19 protein-coding genes and 1 tRNA gene are annotated in these 22,335 nt (G+C 53.7%); 9 read left to right on the top strand and 11 right to left on the bottom strand.

Going from position 1 to position 22,335, the window contains the following annotated elements; genetic code table 11:
* Window positions 1–8 precede the first annotated feature (8 nt).
* Together J7395_RS06880 and J7395_RS06875 are read right to left on the bottom strand one after the other, a co-directional pair.
* A complete protein-coding gene (locus tag J7395_RS06880; RefSeq protein WP_062960140.1) occupies window positions 9–1,016 on the bottom strand; it encodes an aspartate-semialdehyde dehydrogenase in 1,008 nt (335 codons plus the stop codon).
* 298 nt (window positions 1,017–1,314) lie between these two features.
* Window positions 1,315–2,733 (bottom strand): TrkH family potassium uptake protein, encoded by a 1,419-nt coding sequence (locus J7395_RS06875; RefSeq protein WP_062952217.1) that lies wholly within the window; start codon window positions 2,731–2,733, stop codon window positions 1,315–1,317.
* A gap of 268 nt (window positions 2,734–3,001) precedes the next feature.
* On the opposite strand from J7395_RS06875, the gene J7395_RS06870 reads away from it, so the two are divergent.
* Entirely contained in the window at window positions 3,002–3,724 is a 723-nt protein-coding gene (locus tag J7395_RS06870; RefSeq protein ID WP_247741980.1) for a thermonuclease family protein, read from the top strand.
* 82 nt (window positions 3,725–3,806) lie between these two features.
* On the opposite strand, the gene J7395_RS06865 is transcribed toward J7395_RS06870, so the two are convergent.
* The 4 genes from J7395_RS06865 to J7395_RS06850 form a co-directional block, all read right to left on the bottom strand.
* Window positions 3,807–3,880: transfer RNA gene (locus J7395_RS06865), tRNA-Gly, on the bottom strand.
* Between the two features lie 77 nt (window positions 3,881–3,957).
* A complete protein-coding gene (locus J7395_RS06860; protein ID WP_247741979.1) occupies window positions 3,958–4,962 on the bottom strand; it encodes a PQQ-dependent sugar dehydrogenase in 1,005 nt (334 codons plus the stop codon).
* Window positions 4,963–5,182: 220 nt separating this feature from the next.
* Window positions 5,183–5,662, bottom strand: coding sequence for a xanthine phosphoribosyltransferase (gene gpt / locus J7395_RS06855; RefSeq protein WP_062952220.1), 480 nt, complete (start codon window positions 5,660–5,662; stop codon window positions 5,183–5,185).
* Window positions 5,663–5,872: 210 nt separating this feature from the next.
* Complete coding sequence (locus J7395_RS06850) at window positions 5,873–7,276, bottom strand: tetratricopeptide repeat-containing glycosyltransferase family protein (RefSeq protein WP_348541209.1); 1,404 nt, start codon at window positions 7,274–7,276, stop codon at window positions 5,873–5,875.
* A gap of 679 nt (window positions 7,277–7,955) precedes the next feature.
* Between J7395_RS06850 and J7395_RS06845 the strand changes: the two genes are divergently transcribed.
* On the top strand, window positions 7,956–9,614 hold the full coding sequence (locus tag J7395_RS06845) for a HAMP domain-containing methyl-accepting chemotaxis protein (RefSeq protein WP_209220967.1): 1,659 nt from the start codon (window positions 7,956–7,958) through the stop codon (window positions 9,612–9,614).
* Window positions 9,615–9,693: 79 nt separating this feature from the next.
* Here the strand turns inward: J7395_RS06845 and J7395_RS06840 are convergent, their stop codons facing one another.
* Genes J7395_RS06840 through ubiE form a run of 3 tightly spaced genes read right to left on the bottom strand, consistent with a single transcriptional unit; the run spans window position 9,694 to window position 12,478 of the window.
* On the bottom strand, window positions 9,694–10,122 hold the full coding sequence (locus J7395_RS06840) for a GNAT family N-acetyltransferase (protein WP_209220966.1): 429 nt from the start codon (window positions 10,120–10,122) through the stop codon (window positions 9,694–9,696).
* A gap of 9 nt (window positions 10,123–10,131) precedes the next feature.
* A complete protein-coding gene (ubiB, locus tag J7395_RS06835) occupies window positions 10,132–11,691 on the bottom strand; it encodes a 2-polyprenylphenol 6-hydroxylase (protein ID WP_062952227.1) in 1,560 nt (519 codons plus the stop codon).
* 13 nt (window positions 11,692–11,704) lie between these two features.
* Window positions 11,705–12,478, bottom strand: coding sequence for a bifunctional demethylmenaquinone methyltransferase/2-methoxy-6-polyprenyl-1,4-benzoquinol methylase UbiE (ubiE, locus tag J7395_RS06830; protein WP_062952228.1), 774 nt, complete (start codon window positions 12,476–12,478; stop codon window positions 11,705–11,707).
* Window positions 12,479–12,598: 120 nt separating this feature from the next.
* Between ubiE and J7395_RS06825 the strand changes: the two genes are divergently transcribed.
* From J7395_RS06825 to J7395_RS06815, 3 genes are all read left to right on the top strand, one after another.
* Window positions 12,599–13,267 carry a phosphoribosylanthranilate isomerase gene (locus tag J7395_RS06825; RefSeq protein ID WP_331710664.1) on the top strand — a complete coding sequence of 223 codons (669 nt, stop codon included), beginning with the start codon at window positions 12,599–12,601 and terminating at the stop codon, window positions 13,265–13,267.
* A 109-nt stretch (window positions 13,268–13,376) separates the two neighbouring features.
* Window positions 13,377–14,348, top strand: coding sequence for an ion transporter (locus tag J7395_RS06820; protein ID WP_114109094.1), 972 nt, complete (start codon window positions 13,377–13,379; stop codon window positions 14,346–14,348).
* A gap of 251 nt (window positions 14,349–14,599) precedes the next feature.
* Window positions 14,600–16,840, top strand: coding sequence for an anthranilate synthase component I (locus J7395_RS06815; RefSeq protein ID WP_209220965.1), 2,241 nt, complete (start codon window positions 14,600–14,602; stop codon window positions 16,838–16,840).
* 128 nt (window positions 16,841–16,968) lie between these two features.
* On the opposite strand, the gene J7395_RS06810 is transcribed toward J7395_RS06815, so the two are convergent.
* Window positions 16,969–17,583: an RNA methyltransferase gene (locus J7395_RS06810; RefSeq protein WP_062952232.1), complete on the bottom strand. Its 615-nt coding sequence runs from the start codon at window positions 17,581–17,583 to the stop codon at window positions 16,969–16,971.
* A 266-nt stretch (window positions 17,584–17,849) separates the two neighbouring features.
* Between J7395_RS06810 and J7395_RS06805 the strand changes: the two genes are divergently transcribed.
* The 4 genes from J7395_RS06805 to J7395_RS06790 all read left to right on the top strand — a co-directional run bounded on the left by J7395_RS06805 (window position 17,850) and on the right by J7395_RS06790 (window position 21,061).
* Window positions 17,850–18,047, top strand: a complete 198-nt coding sequence (locus J7395_RS06805; protein WP_062952233.1) for a CsbD family protein — start codon at window positions 17,850–17,852, stop codon at window positions 18,045–18,047.
* A gap of 121 nt (window positions 18,048–18,168) precedes the next feature.
* Window positions 18,169–18,375: a DUF1289 domain-containing protein gene (locus J7395_RS06800; protein ID WP_209220964.1), complete on the top strand. Its 207-nt coding sequence runs from the start codon at window positions 18,169–18,171 to the stop codon at window positions 18,373–18,375.
* Window positions 18,376–18,451: 76 nt separating this feature from the next.
* Window positions 18,452–19,225 (top strand): DUF2470 domain-containing protein, encoded by a 774-nt coding sequence (locus J7395_RS06795; RefSeq protein ID WP_209220963.1) that lies wholly within the window; start codon window positions 18,452–18,454, stop codon window positions 19,223–19,225.
* 210 nt (window positions 19,226–19,435) lie between these two features.
* The gene (locus J7395_RS06790; protein WP_209220962.1) at window positions 19,436–21,061 is read left to right on the top strand and encodes a phosphoenolpyruvate carboxykinase; all 1,626 of its coding nucleotides are present in this window, start codon (window positions 19,436–19,438) and stop codon (window positions 21,059–21,061) included.
* A 361-nt stretch (window positions 21,062–21,422) separates the two neighbouring features.
* On the opposite strand, the gene J7395_RS06785 is transcribed toward J7395_RS06790, so the two are convergent.
* Window positions 21,423–22,334, bottom strand: coding sequence for a flagellin (locus J7395_RS06785; RefSeq protein WP_082824780.1), 912 nt, complete (start codon window positions 22,332–22,334; stop codon window positions 21,423–21,425).
* Between the last annotated feature and the right edge of the window lies 1 nt (window position 22,335).

The following is a 22,335-nucleotide window of genomic DNA, read 5'->3' as shown; positions in this document are numbered from 1 at the left end:
TATATCGTTTAATCCGCGATATAGGCTTCTGCGATCTGGACCGCGTTCAACGCCGCACCTTTAAGCAACTGGTCACCGGCAACAAACAGTTCCAGACCATGATCACCAAAAATCAGGTTGGAACGGATACGGCCGACTTCGACGTCATACTGTTTCGTCGCATTGATCGGCATCGGATAAACATTGTTCGCCGGATCATCTACCAGCTTCACACCCTTGGCATTGGCCAGCGCTTCACGTGCAGCCGCCGGGGTAACAACCTTTTCGGTCTCCACGACAATCGCTTCGGAATGGGTCCGCTCAGTCGGGATACGCACGGCCGTGCAGGATACTGGCAGGTTCGGTTCGCCAAATATCTTGCGAGTTTCCCAGGTGACTTTCATCTCCTCGCGGGTGTAACCGTTCTCTTGGAAGCTATCGATATGCGGGATGACGTTGAACGCCAGCGGATGAGCAAAAACCTCGGCCGGAACAGGTTTGCCTTCAAGACCCGCCGCCAAGCCTTCGCGCAGCTCGTTCATACCCGGCTGACCGGCACCCGATGCTGCCTGATAGGTCGAAACGATGACCTTTTTCAGGCCGAATGCCTTATGCAACGGCCACAGCGCCACAGCTGCAATCGCAGTGGTGCAATTCGGGTTGGCAATCAGCTTGGCGGTCTTGGCAAGGTCACCATTGATTTCCGGCACGATCAACGGCACATCGTCATTCAGACGGAATGCCGAAGAGTTGTCGATCACCAGCGCGCCCTCGGCAATTTGCGGAGCAAATTCCTTGGCGAAATCACCGGAAACTGCAAGGAAGACAATGTCGCACTGTTTTGCTTCTTCAACCGAAAACAGTGCGATGGTCTTAGTGCCGTACTTAGTCTCCACGGTCTTGCCTGCCGAACGCTCGGACGCGAACAGGGTAAGTTCACCCACAGGGAAGTTGCGATCAAACATAACATTGATCAGCTCGACGCCAACCGCACCGGTTGCGCCGATCACACCGACATGGAGATTTTCGGCACTCATAATAATTGTCTAACCTCGTATAAAAATTGTTGTCGTTTTCGACTTACGCGATTGCTCGCGGGCCGCGCATTATAAGGATTTCTTTTGCGTTGGCAAATGTAGCTTGCTGCATCGCACGCATGCACGGCAATCTTGGAACTCAAACGCGCCCCGAAACGAGTTGTTCCATGCATTTCTCTCGGGATTTTGCGCAAATTTTTGCCCTTTGGCAGGTTTCCGGCAAGCCGCCGCCCAGTTTAGTTAGAAACTGGGCCTTGTCGCTGATAACCGCCATACCCCAGCCATTCTACTTTGCCACTCAATCGCGCCAGAACGCTGGCAACAGAAGCACCAGAAGCGTTTCAAACTCCAGCCGACCAAGCACCATCGCAACATCAAGAATCCATTTCGCGGCATCGGGCAGCGACTGGAAATTCCCCGCAGGACCAATAATCGGGCCAAGACCCGGGCCCACATTGGCAAGTGCCGTTGCCGCCGCACTCATTGACGTCACCAGATCAAGACCGGTCAAAGCCAGTGCGACACTGATCGCGATATAGCTGATTGTCAGCAGGAAGACATAGACCGTTACCGCGTTATAGATATCAGACGTGATCTCATGTTTGTCGATCCGGCTTACAATCACCGCCGACGGACTACGAAGCCGCATGAAATGTGCTTTAAGCCCTGTAAACACCACATAAAGCCGGAACATCTTGAACCCGCCCGCGGTCGAGCCGGAACATCCGCCGATAAAGGTCGCAAAGAAGAACAGCATGATCGCGGCCGGGCCCCATTGCAGATAGTCACCCGACGCGTAACCCGTCGTGGTAATCACCGAAACAAGGTTGAACGCTGCCATGGTCAGCGATCTGAAAAACCCATCATCGGAAATATGCATCAGACGCAGGGTCAAAAGGCCGGTAAAAACCGCAATGATCAGCAGGAAAATCCGAATTTGCTGATTATTTGCTATCGCGCGAATATCGCGTTTGCGAACCAGCACAGCATAAGCCGTAAACGGCAAAGCACCTGCGAACATGAAAATGATACCAACCCAGTGCAGCGCCAGACTGGAATCGAATTTGGCAAATGACAGATCGGACGTTGAATATCCACCAGTCGCCAAGGTCGACATGCCATGATTTATCGCATCAAACCAGGTCATGCCGAAAATCCGGTACAGAACCATGCAGATGACGCTAAGACCGACATAAATCACCACGATCTGCAGGCACATATCGCGAATGCGCGGGCTCAGTTTTTCCGATCGGTCTGAACTTTCCATCTGGAAAAGCTGCATCCCGCCGACCCTCATCATCGGCAACAGCGCAAGTGCTGTCACAATAATCCCGATCCCGCCCAGCCACTGCAGGATAGACCGCCACAGCAGAAGTCCCGGCGGCATGTCATCAAGCCCCGAAAGAACCGTCGAGCCGGTCGTGGTCAGCCCCGAAACAGTTTCAAAAACCGCATCGCAAAAGCTGATATCAAGGGACGAGAACCAAAGAGGAAGGGCACCGGTAAGACTGACGGCAACCCAGGAAAACACCGTCAGAACATAGCCCTGACGTGCATTAACACGTGGACCGATTTCCGACCGGCAGGCAAGGCAGGCCATACCCCCAAGACCGATACTGGTCATTGATGCCTGTGCGAAGATCTTCCAGTCGGGATTACCATAATAAAGGTCGACAGCAGCCGGAATCATCATCGAAACACCGATGATAATGACCATTATGCCTACGACGAAAAAGATGGGCTGCAGTCGAAACAAGAACGATGTCCATGCCTAACTCGGGAAATCCGCTTGTACAGCCAATTGACAACGATTGCATCCTGTTATCGCAGACGTGTCGGGGCGAACGGAGTCAAAGCCGCACATTTCCCGGGATTTCAGGACATTATTTTGCCGTTGTTTTCGACTGTTCTTGCGCAAGCCATTCATGTCATTCTGTATCTTGATTGCATCACCTGTGTCCAATCACCAAACCATCGAGGTTGCTTTGAGACGCTATTTTCGTTTTATCCTTCTGCTCGCCATTCCCGTCGCATTTGCACTTGCGATCTATATGCAGGACAAAGAGGTTCATGCTGCTGACGATACCCCGTCAAATGTCGAACAAAAGGCGTTAGAGGCACAGGGCCGGGATGTTCTGGTTATTGATGGCGATACGATCATGATTGATGGTGTCGTTGCAGACATCGCCGGCATTGATGCTCCCGAACTTGGCCAGCAATGCCTGCACAATGGCAATTTTTGGGACTGCGGTATGTCATCAGCCATGCAGCTTCGCAAGTATTTCGCCATGGCTCCCTTTGCCGTGCGCTGCTGGCCCGGCGATCAGGAACATTCCGGCAAAGAGGATGATTTCCCGATTGTCGAATGCGGTATTGGTGAACGCGATGTGGCTGCTGCCATGGTCAGTGACGGTGAAGCCCTTCCGATCGAAGGATATTCCCATCGTTATGACGGTCTCTCGGAAGAAGCCGAAAATGCCGGGATCGGTATTCATGGCGGCGATATGATCCCGCCATCCGAATGGCGGGCTGGCAAACGGCTTGATGGTGAAAGCGGACGCTGCCTTTTCGCGCCCGTTGGGAATGAGCACTATATCGGTACTCTGGACCCCCACTATGAGAACCTTATTGCGGATAAGGCAACACTTCTGTGCAGCGACGAGCAAGCCCGCAAACAGAACCTTTCTTACGCACCGATAGAAAAATAAACCAAACTGACCGAACGGTTTCAATGAGAAATCCGTCCTATACCTAAACAGCGATCTGGCATCAAATTATTCTGGGAAAGCTTGGAGCGGGTGAAGGGAATCGAACCCTCGTATGCAGCTTGGGAAGCTGCCGTTCTACCATTGAACTACACCCGCGAAGCGGCGGTTTTATAGCCCGGTTTCGAGGTCGGTGCAAGCCCGTCCCCGATACCGGGTTCATTTATTTTGGTGACCTAGCCGCCCGTCGGAACCAGTCGCCAGACCGCACTGGCATGGTCATCCGACACCAGTATCGATCCATCAATATAATGCTTTACGTCTACCGGACGACCAACAACCTCCCCGTTGCTAAGCAGGAAACCATCCAGGAAAGGATTGGTTGCCACAGGTTCACCATTGCGAAACTCTACCCGGACAACCTTGTAACCATCCGGGATCGTCCGGTTCCATGATCCGTGTAACGCCACAAGCGCATCACCATCATCAAAGGTCAGCCCCAACGCGGCATTGTGCGCGTTAAAGGTAAAGGCCGGAAAGCTGACTTCAGCCGGGGGTGTTTCATCGGCAAACTGCGGGGATCGCGTATCGTTCCCAGCATACCACGGATAACCGTAAAACAGCCCCTCGGTGGGTGCATGGTTTAATTCTTCGCGCGGAACATCATCGCCAAGGTTATCCCCGCCATTATCGGTAAACCACAAATCACCGGTGTCGGGATGAAAGGTCAGCCCGACCGAATTACGGATGCCGCTGGCATAGATTTTCGGTGCCCCGCCACCTATCGGCATGGAAATGATCGTACCTTCAAGCCCGCTGACCTTGCAGATATTGCACGGCGCGCCAACAGCAATGAACAGACGGCTTTGATCCGGCGAAAGTGCCAGGTAACGCCAACCATGATGGCGCTTGTCAGGCAGGTTGGTAAACAGGATGCGCGGGCGCCCCAAAGCACTTCCATCAAAATTTGAAAGGTCGTAGGACACAACCCGGTGCTGATCGGCTACAAACAAGGTACCGGGCTTATAGGCAATGCCATTGGCCATCTTGAAGTCATCAGCAATCAGATTGACTTCCTCACCCTTGCCATCCCCATCTGCATCACGCACGAAATAAAGATTGGGACCACGCGTCCCGACGAAAATACCCTTCAGTTCCGGGGCAACCGCGATAGAACGCGCATTATTTACCGGGGCAAATAATTCAAGCCGATAACCGCTTTCAGGCCGCAAAAGAGACATGGCTTTTTGCGTTTGCGCAGGTAGCTCTTGTGCGATGACAGGGGCCGATATACCCGCAATCGCAAGGGCGCAGAACCCAAGCCAAAAACAGAAATGCCCGGCCCATCGGACCGTTAATGACGGTTGACGATAGCGGGCCGGGCAATTTTGATTTTGCATCGTGTCCTCCTTTGCGGTCCAACGGGCCTTGAGAAAGATACGATCAGATCTTCAAGACCGATTAGCGAACGCGCTCGGATATCGGCGCGTTGACCGAAAGCTCCATATCCCACGGGAAATAAATCCAGGTATCCTGGGAAACCTCGGTCACAAAGCTGTCGACAATCTCGCGACCAAGCGGCTTGGCATAGACTGTCGCGAAATGTGCCTTTGGCAGCTTTTCACGTACGGCCTTCGCGGTTTTGCCGGTATCGACCAGATCATCAATGATCAGCATGTCCGTGCCATCACCTTCGATCCCTTTAAGCCATTCAAGATCGCCGCGCGTCTTGTCAGAGTAACTGCGAATGCAAACCGTATCAATCAGACGGATATCAAGTTCACGTGCAATAATAGCAGCCGGAACCAGCCCCCCACGGGTAATCGCGATAATGCCCTTATACGGACCTTTTTCCAGCAGACGCCACGCCAATGCACGTGCGTCGCGATGCATCTGTTCCCAGGAAACCGGGAAACCTTTGTTATAAGCAGCTTCGCTCACAAGCTTTCTCCTGCGCAAAAAACGGATCGCCTGCTGACTATCAGCCCCAATCATGGGAAAGATCGAACAGCGGTCGATATTCTTCGTAAATTTAAGGCGCTTTCCTACGCTGAGTCATCGCTAAAGACAAGGGCCGGGACTATTCCTGTTTAAAGAATTGATCAGACGTTCACTGGGTGTTGACCAAAATTTAGCCGCCAATTGTCTTAACTATACCGCCGCTCCCAGCCGCGCCTTAAGCAGATTGGCAAAATCAGCGCCCAGCTTTGCAATCGGGACAGCCCAATCCCCCGGCGCTTCCTGCCGATAAATACGCATTGTCGGATACCACGGACTGTCGGTCCGCCCGACCATCCACCGCCAATCTGTCGTATAAAGCTGCAACATCCAAACCGGCGCACCAAGTGCCCCGGCAAGATGGGCAGGCGCACTATCGATTGTAATGACCAGATCCATCGCCTTCATCAAGGCTGCACTGTCACCGAAATCATGAATATGTTCACCCATGTCGGTAATCAGGGCATTGGCGCCAAGTCTGGCTATGTCGCCCCGCCGCTCATCGACCTGAAAACTGTAAAAACTTGCCCCTTTCTGCGCCATAAGCGGCATCAGCAGTTCAAGCGGGCAGGATCGGTCACGCGGATTAAGCTTGCCTGCCCATATCAGCCCAACCTTAAGCACTGTACCCGATGGCGGGCTTAATCGTGCCTGCTTGCCTTTCGGCGCGCTCAGATAGGGTTCGGCAGACACCCGATGCAGTTCCGCTTCGCTGATTTTCATGACATGCGGCAGGCTAAGGAGCGGGACATGCAGATCAAAGGGGGGCAATTTCGCCCCCTTTTCAACAATCGTTCCGACACCGGCAATCGTGCGCATCACCGGGATCAATTCCGATCTGCATTCAAGAATGATATGCGCGGCCCTCTTCCCTACCAATGGGACAAAACGGGCAAACTGGATCATATCGCCAAAGCCCTGCTCGGCACGCAGCAGCAGTCTTTTGCCGCGTAAATCGGCCTTTCCATCCCATTCCGGAACAGATTCAAGCGGGCGGATCGGATTATCGGCAAGCTTGCGGCGCGTTTCATATCCGGCCCAACCCGCTTCGTACTGGCCTGTTGCCAAAAGTGCCAGTGCCTTGTCCCAGTTTGCATCGACATAATCGGGATCAATGGCCAAAGCCGCATCAAAATGTTTGATAGCCTGCTCGAACCGATTGGTATCGCGATAAACCAAGCCCGCATTGAACGGATGCGATTTGATCGATGCATCAAGTTCCAGCGCCTTGTCATGAGCCGCCGCGGCCTCATCGAACCGCATCATTTCACGCAGGCAGTTACCCATATTTGACCAAAGCCCCGCATTGCCGGGGCGCAGTTCCGCCGCCCTGCGATAGGCGACAAGTGCGGCATCAAGCCGTTTACTGCGCCTAAGCGCGACACCAAGGTTATTCCAGACATCGGGCTGATCAGCGTTTTGCCTGAGAACCGTACCATAAAGCGAAATTGCTTCTTCAATCCTGCCAGACTGATGGGCATCAAGTGCACGGATGAACATTTCCGATTTGCCCGAGCGTGCGGCGATTGCAGGTGCCCCGGGGGATTGATTAGCCACTTTTTTGACTGCGTCGTTTTTTGTCTGCGGCAATTCTGGAGTTTCAGGCTTGGGAACAGCAAAGCCCGGCACACTATCCGCCGAAGCTTGTTGCGCAAGACTTTTTGCAGAACCACTGGCTATCGCTTTTTTGGTTTTTTTGGCCACACGCGGCTTGTTCATGGTTCTGGACTTCGTCATTCGGGTTCCCCGTCCCGTAAAACTGCAATCGCCGGATCATACAATGTCAAAAAGGCAGACGACCATTCCCATATGTACTCGCCCGTTTGCCGGTTGTCATCGCCAGACGATTCGCGCCGCAAAAATCAGCGGACATGCGAATAGCATTATTTTCTAAAAACAAGAACAATACCGGATGATTTTATCGCATTTAGTGAGTTTCGGACAATTTCAAACAAGTCGATTTTAATTATTTCGGTTATGTCGCGCTTTGAAGTAGCTTTTTACGAGGGACTGAAGAAAGGCGTTAAAATACTACCCAGTCCCTGTGGTGTTACACAGGGAACCAAAACAATAAATGACCGTCGGTTTGGCAAATTTCCGGAGCCGTAATTCGGAACGCCAAAAAGACGGCACCAACCTGTTCGAGCAAGCTGCGACGCTTTGAAATGATCGCGGGTCATCGATCAGGTAACGAGGGAACAAACATCATCAGGCTTCAAAGGACGGGAGACCTTAAATGGCCGAAACCAAACGATCCGGCGGCTCTGTCGGACGCAAAGTCATTCTGGTTGTGGTTGCCTTGCTGATTGTCGGCTTTGGCGCAATGATGACGATCCAGACGGTTTCGCAACGCAACGCGATGATCGAAATCATGTATAATGAGTCGGTCGAAAAAACCGAAATGCTGTCGACCGCCGTGCAACCGGGCTTTATTGCCATGGACGGCAACTCGGTCGAAAAAGAATTCCGCAAGATCACTGACAAGGAAGGCTCGCAGCTGGCAACCCTGATTGCTGCCAATCCGGATGGAGAACCGATTGCGACCTATCAATCGGAAAACCTTCCCGAACACGATCTGGCTGCACTTGCCGAGCCCTATCTGGGACGGCTTGAAAACAAGGAAGTCGTCAGCTTCATCTCCGGCGACGCCGTCATTGTTGCCGCGCCAATCACCAAATATTCTAAGCGGCGAGACGAAGATCAGTATCGTGGCATGCTGCTGACCGCATGGAGCCTTGAACGCGTCAATGCCGAGGTAAAACAGGCCGTCATCATCCAACTGGCTCTTGCTGCTGCAATTCTTGTCGTCCTGCTGGGCAGCACCTGGTTTGTCCTGCGCAATCAGATTATTACCCCACTTGTTAAAATCAATGGCGCCATGGCTGCGCTTGCGGATGGCAATCGTGACATTCACATTCCGGGCGTTCATCGCACCGATGAAATCGGCCAGATGGCCGCTTCGGTCGAAGTCTTCAAGGAAAACGCAAACCGCGTTGCACAACTGGATCGCGAACGTGAACAGGAACGCGAACGTGCCGAGGCCAAACGCCGTGAAGCCATGAATGGCCTGGCCGGACGTTTTGAACAAACCGTGATGGGTGTTGTCGACGGTGTATCCGGGGCATCAAGCGAAATGCAACAGGTCGCACAGACCATGGTTGCCGCCGTCCATCAGAACGAAGCCGGTTCACAGGCTGTTGTGGCCGCTGTCGAACAGGCCAATCACAGCGTCGAAACGGTGGCCAGTGCCGCCGAACAGCTTTCCGTTTCGATCCGTGACATCAGCGCACGCGTGAATGACACATCGAACATCACCGCCAATGCCAGCACCGAGGCCAACCGGGTCAATGAAATGGTTCAGGGGCTTGATGTTTCGGCACAGAAAGTTGGTGAAGTGGTACAGATCATTCAGGCCATCGCAGAACAGACCAACCTTCTGGCACTGAACGCCACGATCGAGGCCGCACGCGCCGGTGATGCGGGCAAAGGCTTCGCCGTGGTCGCCAACGAGGTCAAAAACCTTGCCAATCAGACCGCACGTGCAACGGAGGACATTTCGGCCCAGATTTCAGGCATTCAGGGATCGACACAGGAAGCTGTCGGTGCGATTGACGGGATTACAAGCATCATCGCCAATCTGAACGAAATCGCATCCGAGGTTGCGGCAGCCGTTCAGGAACAGGGGCAGGCAACTTCTGAAATCTCGAACTCCGTCCAGCAGGCGGTACAGAGCACACAGGAAGTCACCAGCCACATTCATGAAATGCAGTCTGCAGCCCGCCAGACCGGTGATGCCGCGCGTCAAGTGCTTGATGCGTCCGAAAAACTTGGGGCCCAATCAGGAACACTGCGCAGCGAAGTCGGCAACTTTCTTGATGAAGTCCGCACCAGCTGATTGCGAACTTGCCAAAATCAAAAACGCCGCCCGGTCTGACCGAGGCGGCGTTTTTTTAGAATGTCGGGTTTAATCGCGCCTAGAGCAAAGGTTCCCGATCATCGGATTCGGCATCAAGCCGCATCATGATCGTTTCATTCAGGTCCTCATATCCATGCTGGCGATAAACCGGCTGCATATCATGCGTCGCCAGCATCCAACGTTTGACCCGCGCAATATCGGGATGACCATGCAGGGCATCAAGCATCATGGATGCAATTCCGCGACGACGGTAATCGGGATCAACAAACACATCAGCGACATAAGCAATTGCGATGAAGTCGGTCACGACACGGGCAAAGCCAACCTGCCGTCCATCACAATAGGCGCCAACCGGCACCGACATTTCAACAGACCGATCAAACTCGCCACGCGACCGGCCACGGGACCAATAGGAAGTGGCGATAAAATCATAGCAATAGGCAAGATCAAGCCGGGCGCGGTCACAACTGATTTCAATGTCACTCATGGCCGATCTCTATTTCACGAACAGGGCAACGGCCAGTGCCGCAATCGCCACCCAAAGCAATACTGATTGTTTCGAGATACCGCCGGAACTGCGTTGCCCGTTAGACCGACCGCGCATCGCGGCAACGGTATCGGGATGCAGACGCAATCCCTGATCGGTAAAGACCGCTGATGCCTGTTCGGCGGCCTCAAGAACACGGGGCAACCGGCGCAACATTGTTCCGGCCTGACGGGTGGCTTCGGCGATCTTGGCTTCCGGGCCGAGGTTTTCGCGCATCCATTCCTCGATCAACGGACGCGACAATTCCCACATATTCTCGTTCGGGCTTAAAATGCGCGAAAGCCCTTCGGCAACGATCATGGTTTTCTGAAGCATCAGAAGCTGCGGCTGGGTTTCCATCCCGAAGGTTTCGGTAATCTGGAAAAGCTGCCCCAGCAAACGCCCGACCGAAATATCCGCGAGTTCCTTGCCAAGGATCGGCTCCCCGATAGAACGGCAAGCCTGCTGAAAGTTTTCAAGCGACTGGTTGCGAGGCACATATCCAGCTTCAAAATGAACCTCGGCGACACGTCGATAATCTCGCGTCAAGAAACCCAGAAGCATTTCTGCAAGGTAAAGACGTGTCTGACGGTCAACACGTCCCATAATCCCGAAATCAACGATGCTGACCTTGCCAGTTTCGTCGACAAACAGGTTGCCCGGATGCATGTCGGCATGGAAGAAACCGTCACGGAAAACCTGTTGGAAAAATGCGCCGGCCGCCTTGGCCAAAAGGGCGGAGCGATCAACCCCCATCCGGTCCAGCGCCTCGACATTATCGATACGCACACCCTTGACCCGTTCCATGGTCATGACATGCTCGGCCGTGCGTTCCCAGTCGATCTGCGGCACGTAATAAGTCGGATCAGACTCGAAATTATCGCGGAATTCGGAGGCCGCCGACGCTTCAAACCGCAAATCCATTTCAAGATGCACGCTGTCTTCCAGCGTCTTGATGGTTTCAACCGGCTTCAAACGGCGCAAGCGCGGTTGGGTCAGTTCGACAATTTCCGATACCCAGTAAAACAGATCCAGATCGCGCGCAAATCGGGCCTTGATATCCGGACGCAGCACCTTGACCGCAACTTCGCGCCCATCAGACGTGGTTGCAAAATGCACCTGCGCAATGGATGCGGCGGCAACTGGCGTATCGTCAAATTCGGAAAAAAGGGTTTCAAACGGCCCGTCAAGCTGTTCGGTAATGATCCGCTTGGCAATCTTGGCCGAGAATGGTGGCAGGCGATCCTGCAGGCTTGATAAATCGGCCGCGACATCATCCCCGATCAGATCGGCACGCGTCGCCAGTGTCTGACCAAGCTTGATGAAAGCAGGTCCCAATTCTTCAAGCGCACGGGCCAGCCGCCGCCCCGGCCGCAAATCCGACCGTCTCGAAAACGGAGCGGTCAGGCGGGCAAAAAACGCCAGAACCTTGCCACCCGGAACAAGGGCAAGCGGGAATAGCGCATCGTAGCGCGCCAAAGTCCGCGCCATTCCAAGCAAGCGAAAGCTGTTGCGAACGAACCGTATCATTCAGTCGCCACCTTTACACCCGCCAACCGGAATGGATCGCGGCAATACCACCCGAAAGATTGCGATATTTCACCCGCTCGAACCCGGCATCACGGATCATGGATGCAAAAGTTTCCTGATCGGGAAACTGGCGAATACTTTCAGCAAGATACTGATAGGCTTCACGGTTTCCAGCGATAAAGCGGCCGATTTCCGGCAAAAGCTTGAACGAGTATGTGTCGTAAAGTTTATCAAACCCCGGCACCACCACCTTGGAAAATTCAAGACACTGGAACTTTCCACCCGGTCGCAGCACACGATAGGCTTCGGAAAGGGCCTCGGTAATACGCGTCACGTTCCGAATGCCAAAGGCAATGGTATAGGCATCAACCGAATGATCGGGCAGCGGCAATTTCTGCGCATCGCCAACGGTCCAGTTGATGTTTTTCAGCAACCCGTGATCAACCGCGCGATCCCGACCGACATGCAACATTTCATAATTGATGTCGCATACCGTGACAGAGCCACCGCCATTTTTCAGGAAACGAAACGCGATGTCCCCGGTACCACCGGCAACGTCAAGCAGCTTCATGCCCGGACGTGGCTTCAACTCGTTGATGAACGTATCTTTCCACAGGCGATGAATACCGCCGCTCATCAGATCGTTCATCAAATCATATTTGGACGCGACAGTATCGAAAACCTCGCGCACCATTGATGCCTTCTGGCTTTCGGGAACGTCCCGGAAACCAAAATGGGTTGTCTTTTCGCCGTTTTCGCCCCCGGCTGGGCCTGTGTGCTTGCTCATGGCCGGGAAAATAGCGCAGCAACCGCCATCTCGCCAGTGGAAAGCCACGCAAATTCGTAAATATCCTGTTGGTCCACATCACTTTCTGCTAGGACCAAATGACTTGGACGGAAGTTTGAATTGGCTACAAGACAGGACACCCCGATGAGCTGCATGGTCAAAATCTGTGGAATCAACAGCGAAGACGCCGCAATGGCCGCGATGAGTGCCGGTGCTGATGCGTTGGGTTATGTCTTTTTCCCGCCAAGTCCGCGGCACATATCACTTAACGGTGCCACCACGCTGACCGAGCGTGTACCTGACAGCATCCTTAAAGTCGGCCTGTTTGTTGAAGCCGGTGACGAGGCCCTTGAAAATGCGATCAAGGCCGGTCGCCTTGATATGATCCAGATGCATGGCAAGGAAAGCCCGGAACGGGTTGCGGAAGTAAAAGAAAAATTCGGTTTGCGCGTCATGAAAGCCGTTTCGGTAAGCACATCCGATGATATTGATGCTGCTGCGGCAAACTTCGATGGCGTCGCCGATTTCCTGCTTTTTGATGCCAAACCGCCCAAAGACAGCAACTTGCCCGGTGGCAATGCCGTTAGTTTTGACTGGAATCTTCTTACCGGGCGCAGCTTCAAAAGCAACTGGATGCTGGCCGGTGGACTTGATCCTGACAATGTCACCGACGCGGTCCGTATTTCCGGTGCCCCGTGGGTCGATGTATCGTCTGGTGTTGAAAAAACCAAAGGCGTGAAAGACGCACGCAAAATTGCCGATTTCATTCGTGCGGCAAAGGGTTACTAACGCCCTGCGGCTCCAGATCAGCATCTTCTTTAACCATTTCTGAAGCGATACCGGCAATCATCGAACGATTGCGGGCAGTCTTTCTGGCCCCGGTAGCATATGGGGTCAAATGGAAAGAACGCTTCGATCAAAGGTTCAGAATTTGCTGCATGGGGTTGATCGCCAATCGCGGCTGTCATTGACCATACATCTGATCCTTGCTTCCCTGATCGTGATCAATGTTGTCTGTGTCATTCTCGACACCGTTCATGAACTGGCTGAACAGTTTTTCGTCCTGTTTCTGGTCATCGAACTGATCTGTACCACCATTTTCACCATCGAATACGGCTTGCGTGTCTGGTCCGCACCCGACAACCCGGAATTTTCCGGAAAATGGGGCCGGTTACGCTATATGCTGCGACCGATGGCAATGGTTGATCTGATCGCAATCCTGCCGGTCTTCTTGCTGTTTTTCACGTCGATTGATCTCCGGTTCATCCGCATTGTCCGTCTGCTTCGGCTTTTGAAATTCACCCGTTACTCCACCGGGCTTGAGCTGATGCTAATGGTGTTTCGTCAGCAGATGGGTATCTTTGGTGCCGCAAGCGCAGCGTTGGCCTGCATGCTGGTTTTCAGTGCAGGCGCCATCTATCTTGCGGAACACGAAGCCCAACCTGACGCATTTGGCAACTTGCCCAGTGCCCTTTACTGGAGCGTCATCACGCTTGCCACCGTCGGTTACGGGGATGTCGTACCGATCACAGCATTGGGCAAAGTCATCGCAAGTCTGATTTCACTGACGGGTATCGGCATAGTCGCGGTGCCCGCCGGTATTCTGGCATCGGCCTTTTCCAGTGAACTGCGCCGCCGCGAAGATGCATATCGCCAACAAGCCGCTCATCAGCTTTCGGGAAAACGCCTGACCGAGGCGGTGCGAAGAAGGTTGCGATCCCATCAGGACGAACTGGGCATCAGTGATGAGCAAGCCCAGTCAATCATTTCCGATATCCGCGACATTCATCACGATCACGAAGACGATCTTTTGTCCTGCCCACATTGCCACAAACCGCTGCGTTTTGAGGTTTCCGAACCGGGCGAATGATCATCTGATCAAAATGCTTGACGCCCGCCTGATCGCTGATCATAGTTTGACGCATGAAAACACACGGCATGAACCCGATCCTTATTTCCAATCGTTGGTGGTGGTCCGCATAAGCGGGCGGCCAATTATCATGCCCTGAAACAACCGGCCGCCTGATCTTCGCAGGCGGCTTTGTGTTTTCAGACCTTCTCCCTACTTGCTGAAAAGTCACATTGCTCCTGCGGCAGCGCCCCGCAAATGGAGTATTTGACGTGACCAGCCCGACTTCTGAAATCAGTAGCGAATATCGATATACCACCGATGGCGGCATCGCCGTCATTCGCCGCCAGACAGAAATCACCTATGAAAATGCCACTGAAAGCCTGATTGATGCCCTTGATCGGACCAAAGGTGTTTTGCTGTCTTCAAGCTACGAGTTTCCGGGTCGCTATTCGCGCTGGGACATGGGCTTTGCCAAACCACCGCTGGAAATTACCGGACGCGAACGCGGCTTTGCGATCCGTGCACTCAATGATCGCGGCCGGGTGCTTTTGCCCATGATTGAACATGCCCTTACAGGTCATGCCCATATCGAAGGCCTGACCAAGGGCGATGACGGCCTTTACGGTTATGTCGGCAAAGCGGCGGTCTGGTTCCCCGAAGAAGAACGCAGTCAACAGCCCAGCCTGTTTTCTGTTGTCCGGGCCATTCGCGACCTGTTTGCCCACAAAGGCGAGGAGCGTTTGGGCCTATACGGTGCCTTTGGTTACGACATCGCTCTTCATTTTGAACAGATATCACTAATCCAGGATCGCAGCAGTGATCATAAGGATATCCATCTTTACCTGCCCGATCAGATGATCACGGTCGACCACGCATCCAAGGTCGCCACCCTTTTTGAATATGAATTCATTGCGCCAGATGGCCACAGCACCGTCGGGCTCGACCGCATTACACAGGATCACCCACCGTCACACGGTGCAAACGGGATCGTCGAAAACGACATGAAAGACGGCGAATACGCCGCCGTCGTCGATGAAACCAAGCCACGATTCGCCCGCGGAGAGCTGTTTGAAGTCGTGCCAAGCCGTGTGTTCCGGACCGAATGCAAAACGGCCCCGTCTGAAATCTTCCGCCGCCTTAAACGCCGCAATCCCGCACCCTATGGTTTCCTAATCAATCTGGGGGACGGTGAACACCTGATCGGCGCATCGCCGGAAATGTATGTCCGCGTTACCGGTCAACGTATTGAAACCTGCCCGATTTCGGGGACCATCGCGCGCGGTCGCGACGCGATTGAGGATGCGGAAAATATCCGTACCCTTCTGAATTCGGCCAAGGAAGAATCCGAACTGACAATGTGCACCGATGTTGATCGCAACGACAAGGCACGCGTCTGCAAACCCGGAAGCATCCGTATTCTTGGCCGTCGCCAGATCGAAATGTATTCCCGCCTGATCCACACGGTCGATCACGTCGAAGGCCGTCTTCGCGAAGGTTTTGATGCACTTGATGCTTTCCTGACGCATTGCTGGGCGGTTACCGTAACCGGTGCCCCCAAACGGGCCGCCATGAAACATATCGAAACCGTCGAACGCAGTCCGCGCGCGTGGTATGGCGGGGCCATCGGCGCGGTTCTGTGCAATGGCGACTTGAATACCGGCCTGACATTACGCACCGTGCGCCTCAAACAGGGTGTTGCCGAAGTTCGCGCGGGTGCGACATTGCTGTTTGATAGTGAATCTGCTGCCGAAGAAGCCGAGACAGTGTTGAAGGCATCGGCCATGATTGATGCCGTCACCCGCGATGCCAAGGACGAAGCCACCATTGATCCGACCATTTCGGGCGTTGGTAAACGCGTGCTTCTGATCGACCACGAAGACAGTTTTGTTCAAAACCTTGCCAGCTATATCCGTGCAACCGGTGCAGAAACCCTGACTCTGCGCCCCGGTTTCCCCGATGAGGCGTTTGACGATTTCAAACCCGATCTGGTGTTCCTGTCCCCGGGACCGGGACGGCCCAATGATTACGGTCTTCGCCAAAGCATCGAGCGTGCCCTTGCCGCTGGGCTTCCGGTCTTTGGTGTTTGCCTTGGTTTACAGGGAATTGTCGAATTTTTCGGGGGATCACTTGGTCAACTCGACACACCGATGCATGGCAAACCGTCTAAGGTGAAACTGGACCCGTCTGATCCACTGTTTGAAGGCCTGCCCGATGAAATCGTCGTCGGTCGCTATCATTCGCTATTTGCCGATCTGGCAAGCCTGCCGACTGATCTTAAAGTCACCGCGCGCAGCAATGACGGTGTGGTGATGGGTATACGCCATCAAAGCCTTCCGATCAGCGCGGTACAGTTCCATCCCGAAAGCCTACTGACCCTGCAGGGTGATGTCGGGATGCGAATGATTGCCAACCTGCTGCGCAATCCGCTCGGAATTTTCCCTGAAAAGGCCGAAATTTCCGACGCTGATGAAGGGGATGAGCGAGATGAAACGGCGATAATGGTTGCCTGAAACGACATAGTGAACCCGATTGCCTGACCCATGCCCCCTGCCATCGACCTCCCCCTGTCGATGAAACCGGGTCAGGAAACCGCAACGGCCGCGCTCCTCCCTCGCGGCCGTTGCTTCATTTTCATGCCTTAATCGTCGTCATCCAGCGTTCCGTCTATCACGCTGTAATCCGGCGGCGGGGCCTGACGGAACTTTTCAGGATCGGCTTTGCGTTTGTCACGCGTGCGCGAAATCCAGCCGCCATAAAAGGCTTCCGGTTTTGGCTCGGTCGGGGCACCGGCACGGACCGGGCGCGGGGCAAAACGGCCAAGGCTGATCAGCCGGTCATACATGACGATATTGGCGGCGATCGCGACATTCACGCAGAAGCTCATCGGAATTTTGATGATGAAATCGCACTGATCCTGCATTTCCTGTGACAGGTTGCCACGTTCTGGCCCAAGGATATAAGCCGCACGCGACGGATGCTTGAAACTTGGCAGTTCAATTGCATCCGGTGTCAGTTCAACACCAACCATCCGGCAACCATCAGGCAGGAACAGATGATCGTGATCGGGGAAGTGATAGTAGGGCATCTGCTCGGATGCACGTGATGTGTCGGCCACATTGGCCCGTTCATCACGGAAATCCGCATCCACCGTGAAAGCAAAGCTGGCACCAAACGCATGAGCGGAACGAAACAGCGTGCCCACGTTAAAAGGCTTGCTGGCCCCCTCGATCCCGATCCCGAAATATCCGCGCATATTGTCCTCCGTGCTGCACGCCGATGGTGCGCTCACACACACTCCAATGAAAAAACTGGCTCGGCTATACCCCTGACAGGCGAATATGGCAAGTCAGCGGGCCGCAACCCTGTCTTGGCAGAGGAAGCAATTCGGGTATCTTGGAACAAAAAACACTCCGAACCGTTTTATGACCAAACAGCCGGAAGAGAAGCATGTCATCGGCACGCAGATAAAATTTCCGGACCAAACGAGCAAACAACCCGAAAGAAACAGGAGAATACCTGATGAATTGGGACCAAATCGAAGGCCGCTGGAAACAGATGCGTGGTCACGTCAAACGCGAGTGGGGCCGTCTCACCGACGATGACCTTGATCAGATCGAAGGCCAGCAGGAAAAACTGGTCGGGCTGGTGCAGGAAGCCTACGGCGTTAAACGCGAAGAGGCCGACCGGCAGGTCCGCAACTGGTTTGACCGCCTCTAGAACGTTCACGTCCCGAAATTACCACACATTACAAAGCCCGCAGGATTATTACCCTCTTGATCCTCGCGGGCTTTGTGTTTTCTATGCACACAATCAATCTCGGTACCAGATTTGGAAAATCATGCCTGTCAAATCCCCCTGTATTGGCGTTTGCGTTCTTGACCCCGCCGCTGGCTACTGCACCGGATGCTTTCGTACGGGCGACGAAATTGGTGCATGGATGGGCATGAGCGACGGCAGTAAAAAACGCGTGCTGGAAACCATCCGCAAACGTCGTCTTTCCGTCACGACCGCACCGCTCATCACGACCGGAAATGGCAACCTGTAATCCAGCCAGACCAAACATTGCGGACGGCGACAACCAACCCCAAATAAAAGCCCTGTTCATCAAGGGGACACACCGCATGTCGGACATTGCACAGCACAACGGAAATGCCGCGGCAGAACTCCGGCGTATGACACGACGTGCCGCACATGCAGTCATGGCCACAACCGCCTGCGATCACAAACAGGTTGGCGATGGCTGGCCGGTGACATCAATGGTCGTTCCTGCCGCCCATATTGATGGCAGCCCCATCCTGCTGATTTCCGACCTGGCGGATCATACCCGTCATTTGCAAAGTGATCCGCGAATGTCCCTGCTGTTTACTGACGGTAATATTGATCCCGGACAAAGCGAGAGGATCAATTCGGATAACGCCAGACTGACGATCTTTGGTCGAACAGTTGCCGATCACACACTTAAAACCCGGCAGCGCTATCTGCAATACCATCCCGATGCCGCCCAATATGCCGATTTCGCCGATTTCGGCTTTTATCATGTCACGGTCGAAGCCGTTTACTGGGTCGGCGGTTTTGGCAAACAGCGACGACTGAAAGGCGACCAGTTCATTGTCGACGGTTGTCAGTCGCTGATCACGGGCCATGACGACGTGATCGAACATATGAATACCGACCATGCCGATGCCATAGCCGACATTGTCGAACATTTCGCCGGTCAGAACAGAAATGACTCGTGGAAAATGGTGGCGATTGACTGTGATGGAATGGATTTGGAATGCAATTCTGCCGATTCCCGTCCTTTGCGCGTCGATTTCACCAAAACAATTCGCAGTCCGGGCGATGCGCGCGATATTCTGGTCGAAATGTGTAAAAAAGCGCGCGGTCAAATGACCTGATTTGGGCAACGAAGATTTAATTGTCACTTTCGAAAGGTGACTTTTCGCAAACGCAAAAACGTCTACGTTTTCCTTGGTATTGAGCCAAAGGACAGGTTGCTTTTAAGACACCTTTGTAACAATATGTCGCGACGCAACCGGCTATCCCACATGCCGATTGTGTAGAATTGACTATTAACCCCCAGACTCAATTCCCACCAGGAGAGATCCGTGCTGCAATCAGGACCCGTTGTCAGCCGTGTAGGCCTTGAAACCCATGGCCTCAAAAATCTTGGCGCCGTTCACTGGAATTTGGACGCTGCCGGCCTCTACGAACATGCAATCCGTCGTCAGGAAGGCAAAATTGCCAAGGGTGGCGCATTTGTTGCGCTGACCGGTGAACATACCGGCCGTTCCCCGCAGGACCGTTTCATCGTCGAAGAGGAAGGCACCAAGAACGACATCGACTGGGGCGACGTTAACCGCCCGGTCAGCCCGGAAGTATTCGAGCGCCTGTACCAGAAAGTGCGCGCTTACTTCCAGGGTACCGAACTGTTTGTTCAGGACTGCTATGCCGGTTCAGATCCGCGTTTCCGCCTGCCGGTTCGCGTGATCAACGAAAATGCATGGCACAACCTGTTCGCTCGCAACATGTTCATCCAGCCCGCAAAGGAAGAACTGCGCGATTTTGCTCCGGAATTCACCGTTCTGCATGCCCCGGGCCTGCAGGCTGATCCGGAAGTCGATGGCACCCGTTCCGAAGTATTCGTCGTCGTTTCCTTCGAGCGCAAAATGGTCATTATCGGCGGCACCTGGTATGCTGGCGAAATGAAGAAATCGATCTTCTCCGTTCTTAACCATATTCTACCGGCCAAGGGCGTTATGCCGATGCATTGTTCGGCCAATATGGGCAAGGACGGCGACACGGCGATCTTCTTTGGCCTGTCGGGCACCGGTAAAACCACCCTGTCGGCCGACGCATCACGCACGCTTATCGGTGACGATGAACATGGCTGGGGTGAAGATGGCGTCTTCAACTTCGAAGGCGGCTGTTACGCCAAGGTAATCAAGCTTTCGAAAGAAGCCGAACCGGAAATCTATGCCACAACCGAAACCTTCGGAACGGTTCTGGAAAACGTTGTGATGAACAAGCAGTCGCGTGAGCTTGACCTCGACGATGCACGTCACACCGAAAACACGCGTTCCAGCTATCCGATCGAATTCATCCCGAATGCATCGGAAAACGGTCGTGGCGGCCATCCGAAAAACATCATCATGCTGACCTGTGATGCGTTTGGCGTTCTGCCGCCGATCGCCAAGCTGACCTCGGCACAAGCGATGTATCATTTCCTGTCGGGTTATACCGCAAAGGTTGCTGGCACCGAAAAAGGTGTCAAGGAACCGACTGCGGCATTCTCTGCATGCTTTGGTGCGCCGTTCATGCCACGTCATCCATCGGTTTATGCCAAGTTGCTTGGTGAACTGATGGAAAAACATCAGGCAAATTGCTGGCTGGTTAATACCGGCTGGTCTGGTGGTGGCTATGGCGTTGGTTCGCGCATGAAGATCGCATACACCCGCGGTCTTCTAAACGCGGCACTCAATGGCGAACTCGAAAATGCCGACTTCGCGACCGATCCGTATTTCGGTCTGGCATATCCAACCGCTTGTGGCGATATCCCGGCAGAAGTCCTGAACCCTCGCGACAGCTGGTCGGACAAGGCTGCCTATGACAAGGCCGCCGCGAACCTGACCGGCCTGTTCGAAAAGAATTTCACTAAGTTCGAAGAACATGTCGACAGCGATGTTCGCGATGCTGCAATCCGTAGCAATACCGAAGTCAAAGCCGCTGAATAAGGCGACCGAAAACTGATCAAAAAGGCCGGTGCATGCACCGGCCTTTTTGCTGGCCAAACGGCCCAAGCCTTATCGATCCGGGTATAGATCCCTGTCACCGCGTTCCATCTCGGGCGTCGGGATCACGAAGAAGATCGGGAAAAGAACACATCGCGATATCAACAACACCCCGTATTATTTTTGCATTTCATACAAGGCCGATAATACGGATTTCCTGCTGGACCGGTTAGATCAAGGAATTTCGGTGCTGCGTAAAAACGGGGTTTATGCCGACATTCTGGAAAAACACGGCATTCAGCCCGATGACCCCAAGCCCCCTAATCCGGAAAGCCGCGAATAGCCATTTACTGACTGGCACAATTCAGCGTAAATATTCAAACAGCGACATATCAACGATTTGACCGGCCACCGAATAGGATGCCTCAAGCTGTACCGACAGGGTTTCAAGATTCACCATGGCCTCGGCCAGGTCGACTTCGGAAAGGTCGGTCACAATACCCTCGGCGGTCAGTTGGAAGTCGGTATGCATGTCAACAATCGCCTCAAGCTCATCCTGGGTCAAAGAGACCTGGGTCTGAAGATCTGCAATTCCCTCGACCGCGTCCTCAATCAAGGCCATTGCCTCGGTCAGGGCGGCTTCATCAATCGGATCGGATGATGCATAAGCTGTCAGGTTCAACGCCCGCAATGCCTGCTCGAACGGTTCCTGATCGGCGGTAAGGCCATATTCGATGATGGTGCCATCCGCGACCTTGGCCGATGCAATATCACTATTGCCGGAATAATAGCTGGTATCGGCTGTACTGGGCGTTGTCATGGCCGGGTAATCAGCCACATCGACAGAAACCGGGGCCGTATTTGTGGCCGACCCGGCAAACAGGTAGCGATCTTCATATTGGGTATTAAGCAAAGATGCCATGGTGGAAAGTGCCGCCGACGCAGACTCGTTGATCCCTGCAACATCCGTGCTGCCAGTGCTAAGTGCGCCCGAGATATCGGCCAGCATGTCACTTAACAAATCGACCATATCGTTCAGTGTCGAATAATACATTTCGACACGGCTCTGAATCTGCTCGGCCAGATCGGCGTAAGCCGACGATTCCGATATTTCAGCACTCAGCGTGCTGATCACATAGGAATTATCCGAAACGCCGGAATAGGAATCCGATTTCATTCCCGAGCTGGATTGCCTGGTCGCGTCGGCAAGTTGTGACTGAACACTTCGCATCTGGTTCAGCAGGTTCTGCTGCATGGCGGCTGTCGAAACTCTCATG

This window comes from Thalassospira sp. A3_1 (genome assembly GCF_017744215.1).
GTDB lineage: Bacteria > Pseudomonadota > Alphaproteobacteria > Rhodospirillales > Thalassospiraceae > Thalassospira > Thalassospira lucentensis_A.
Note: the sequence above shows the minus strand (reverse complement) of the source record. Positions and strands in the feature narration are given on the sequence as shown.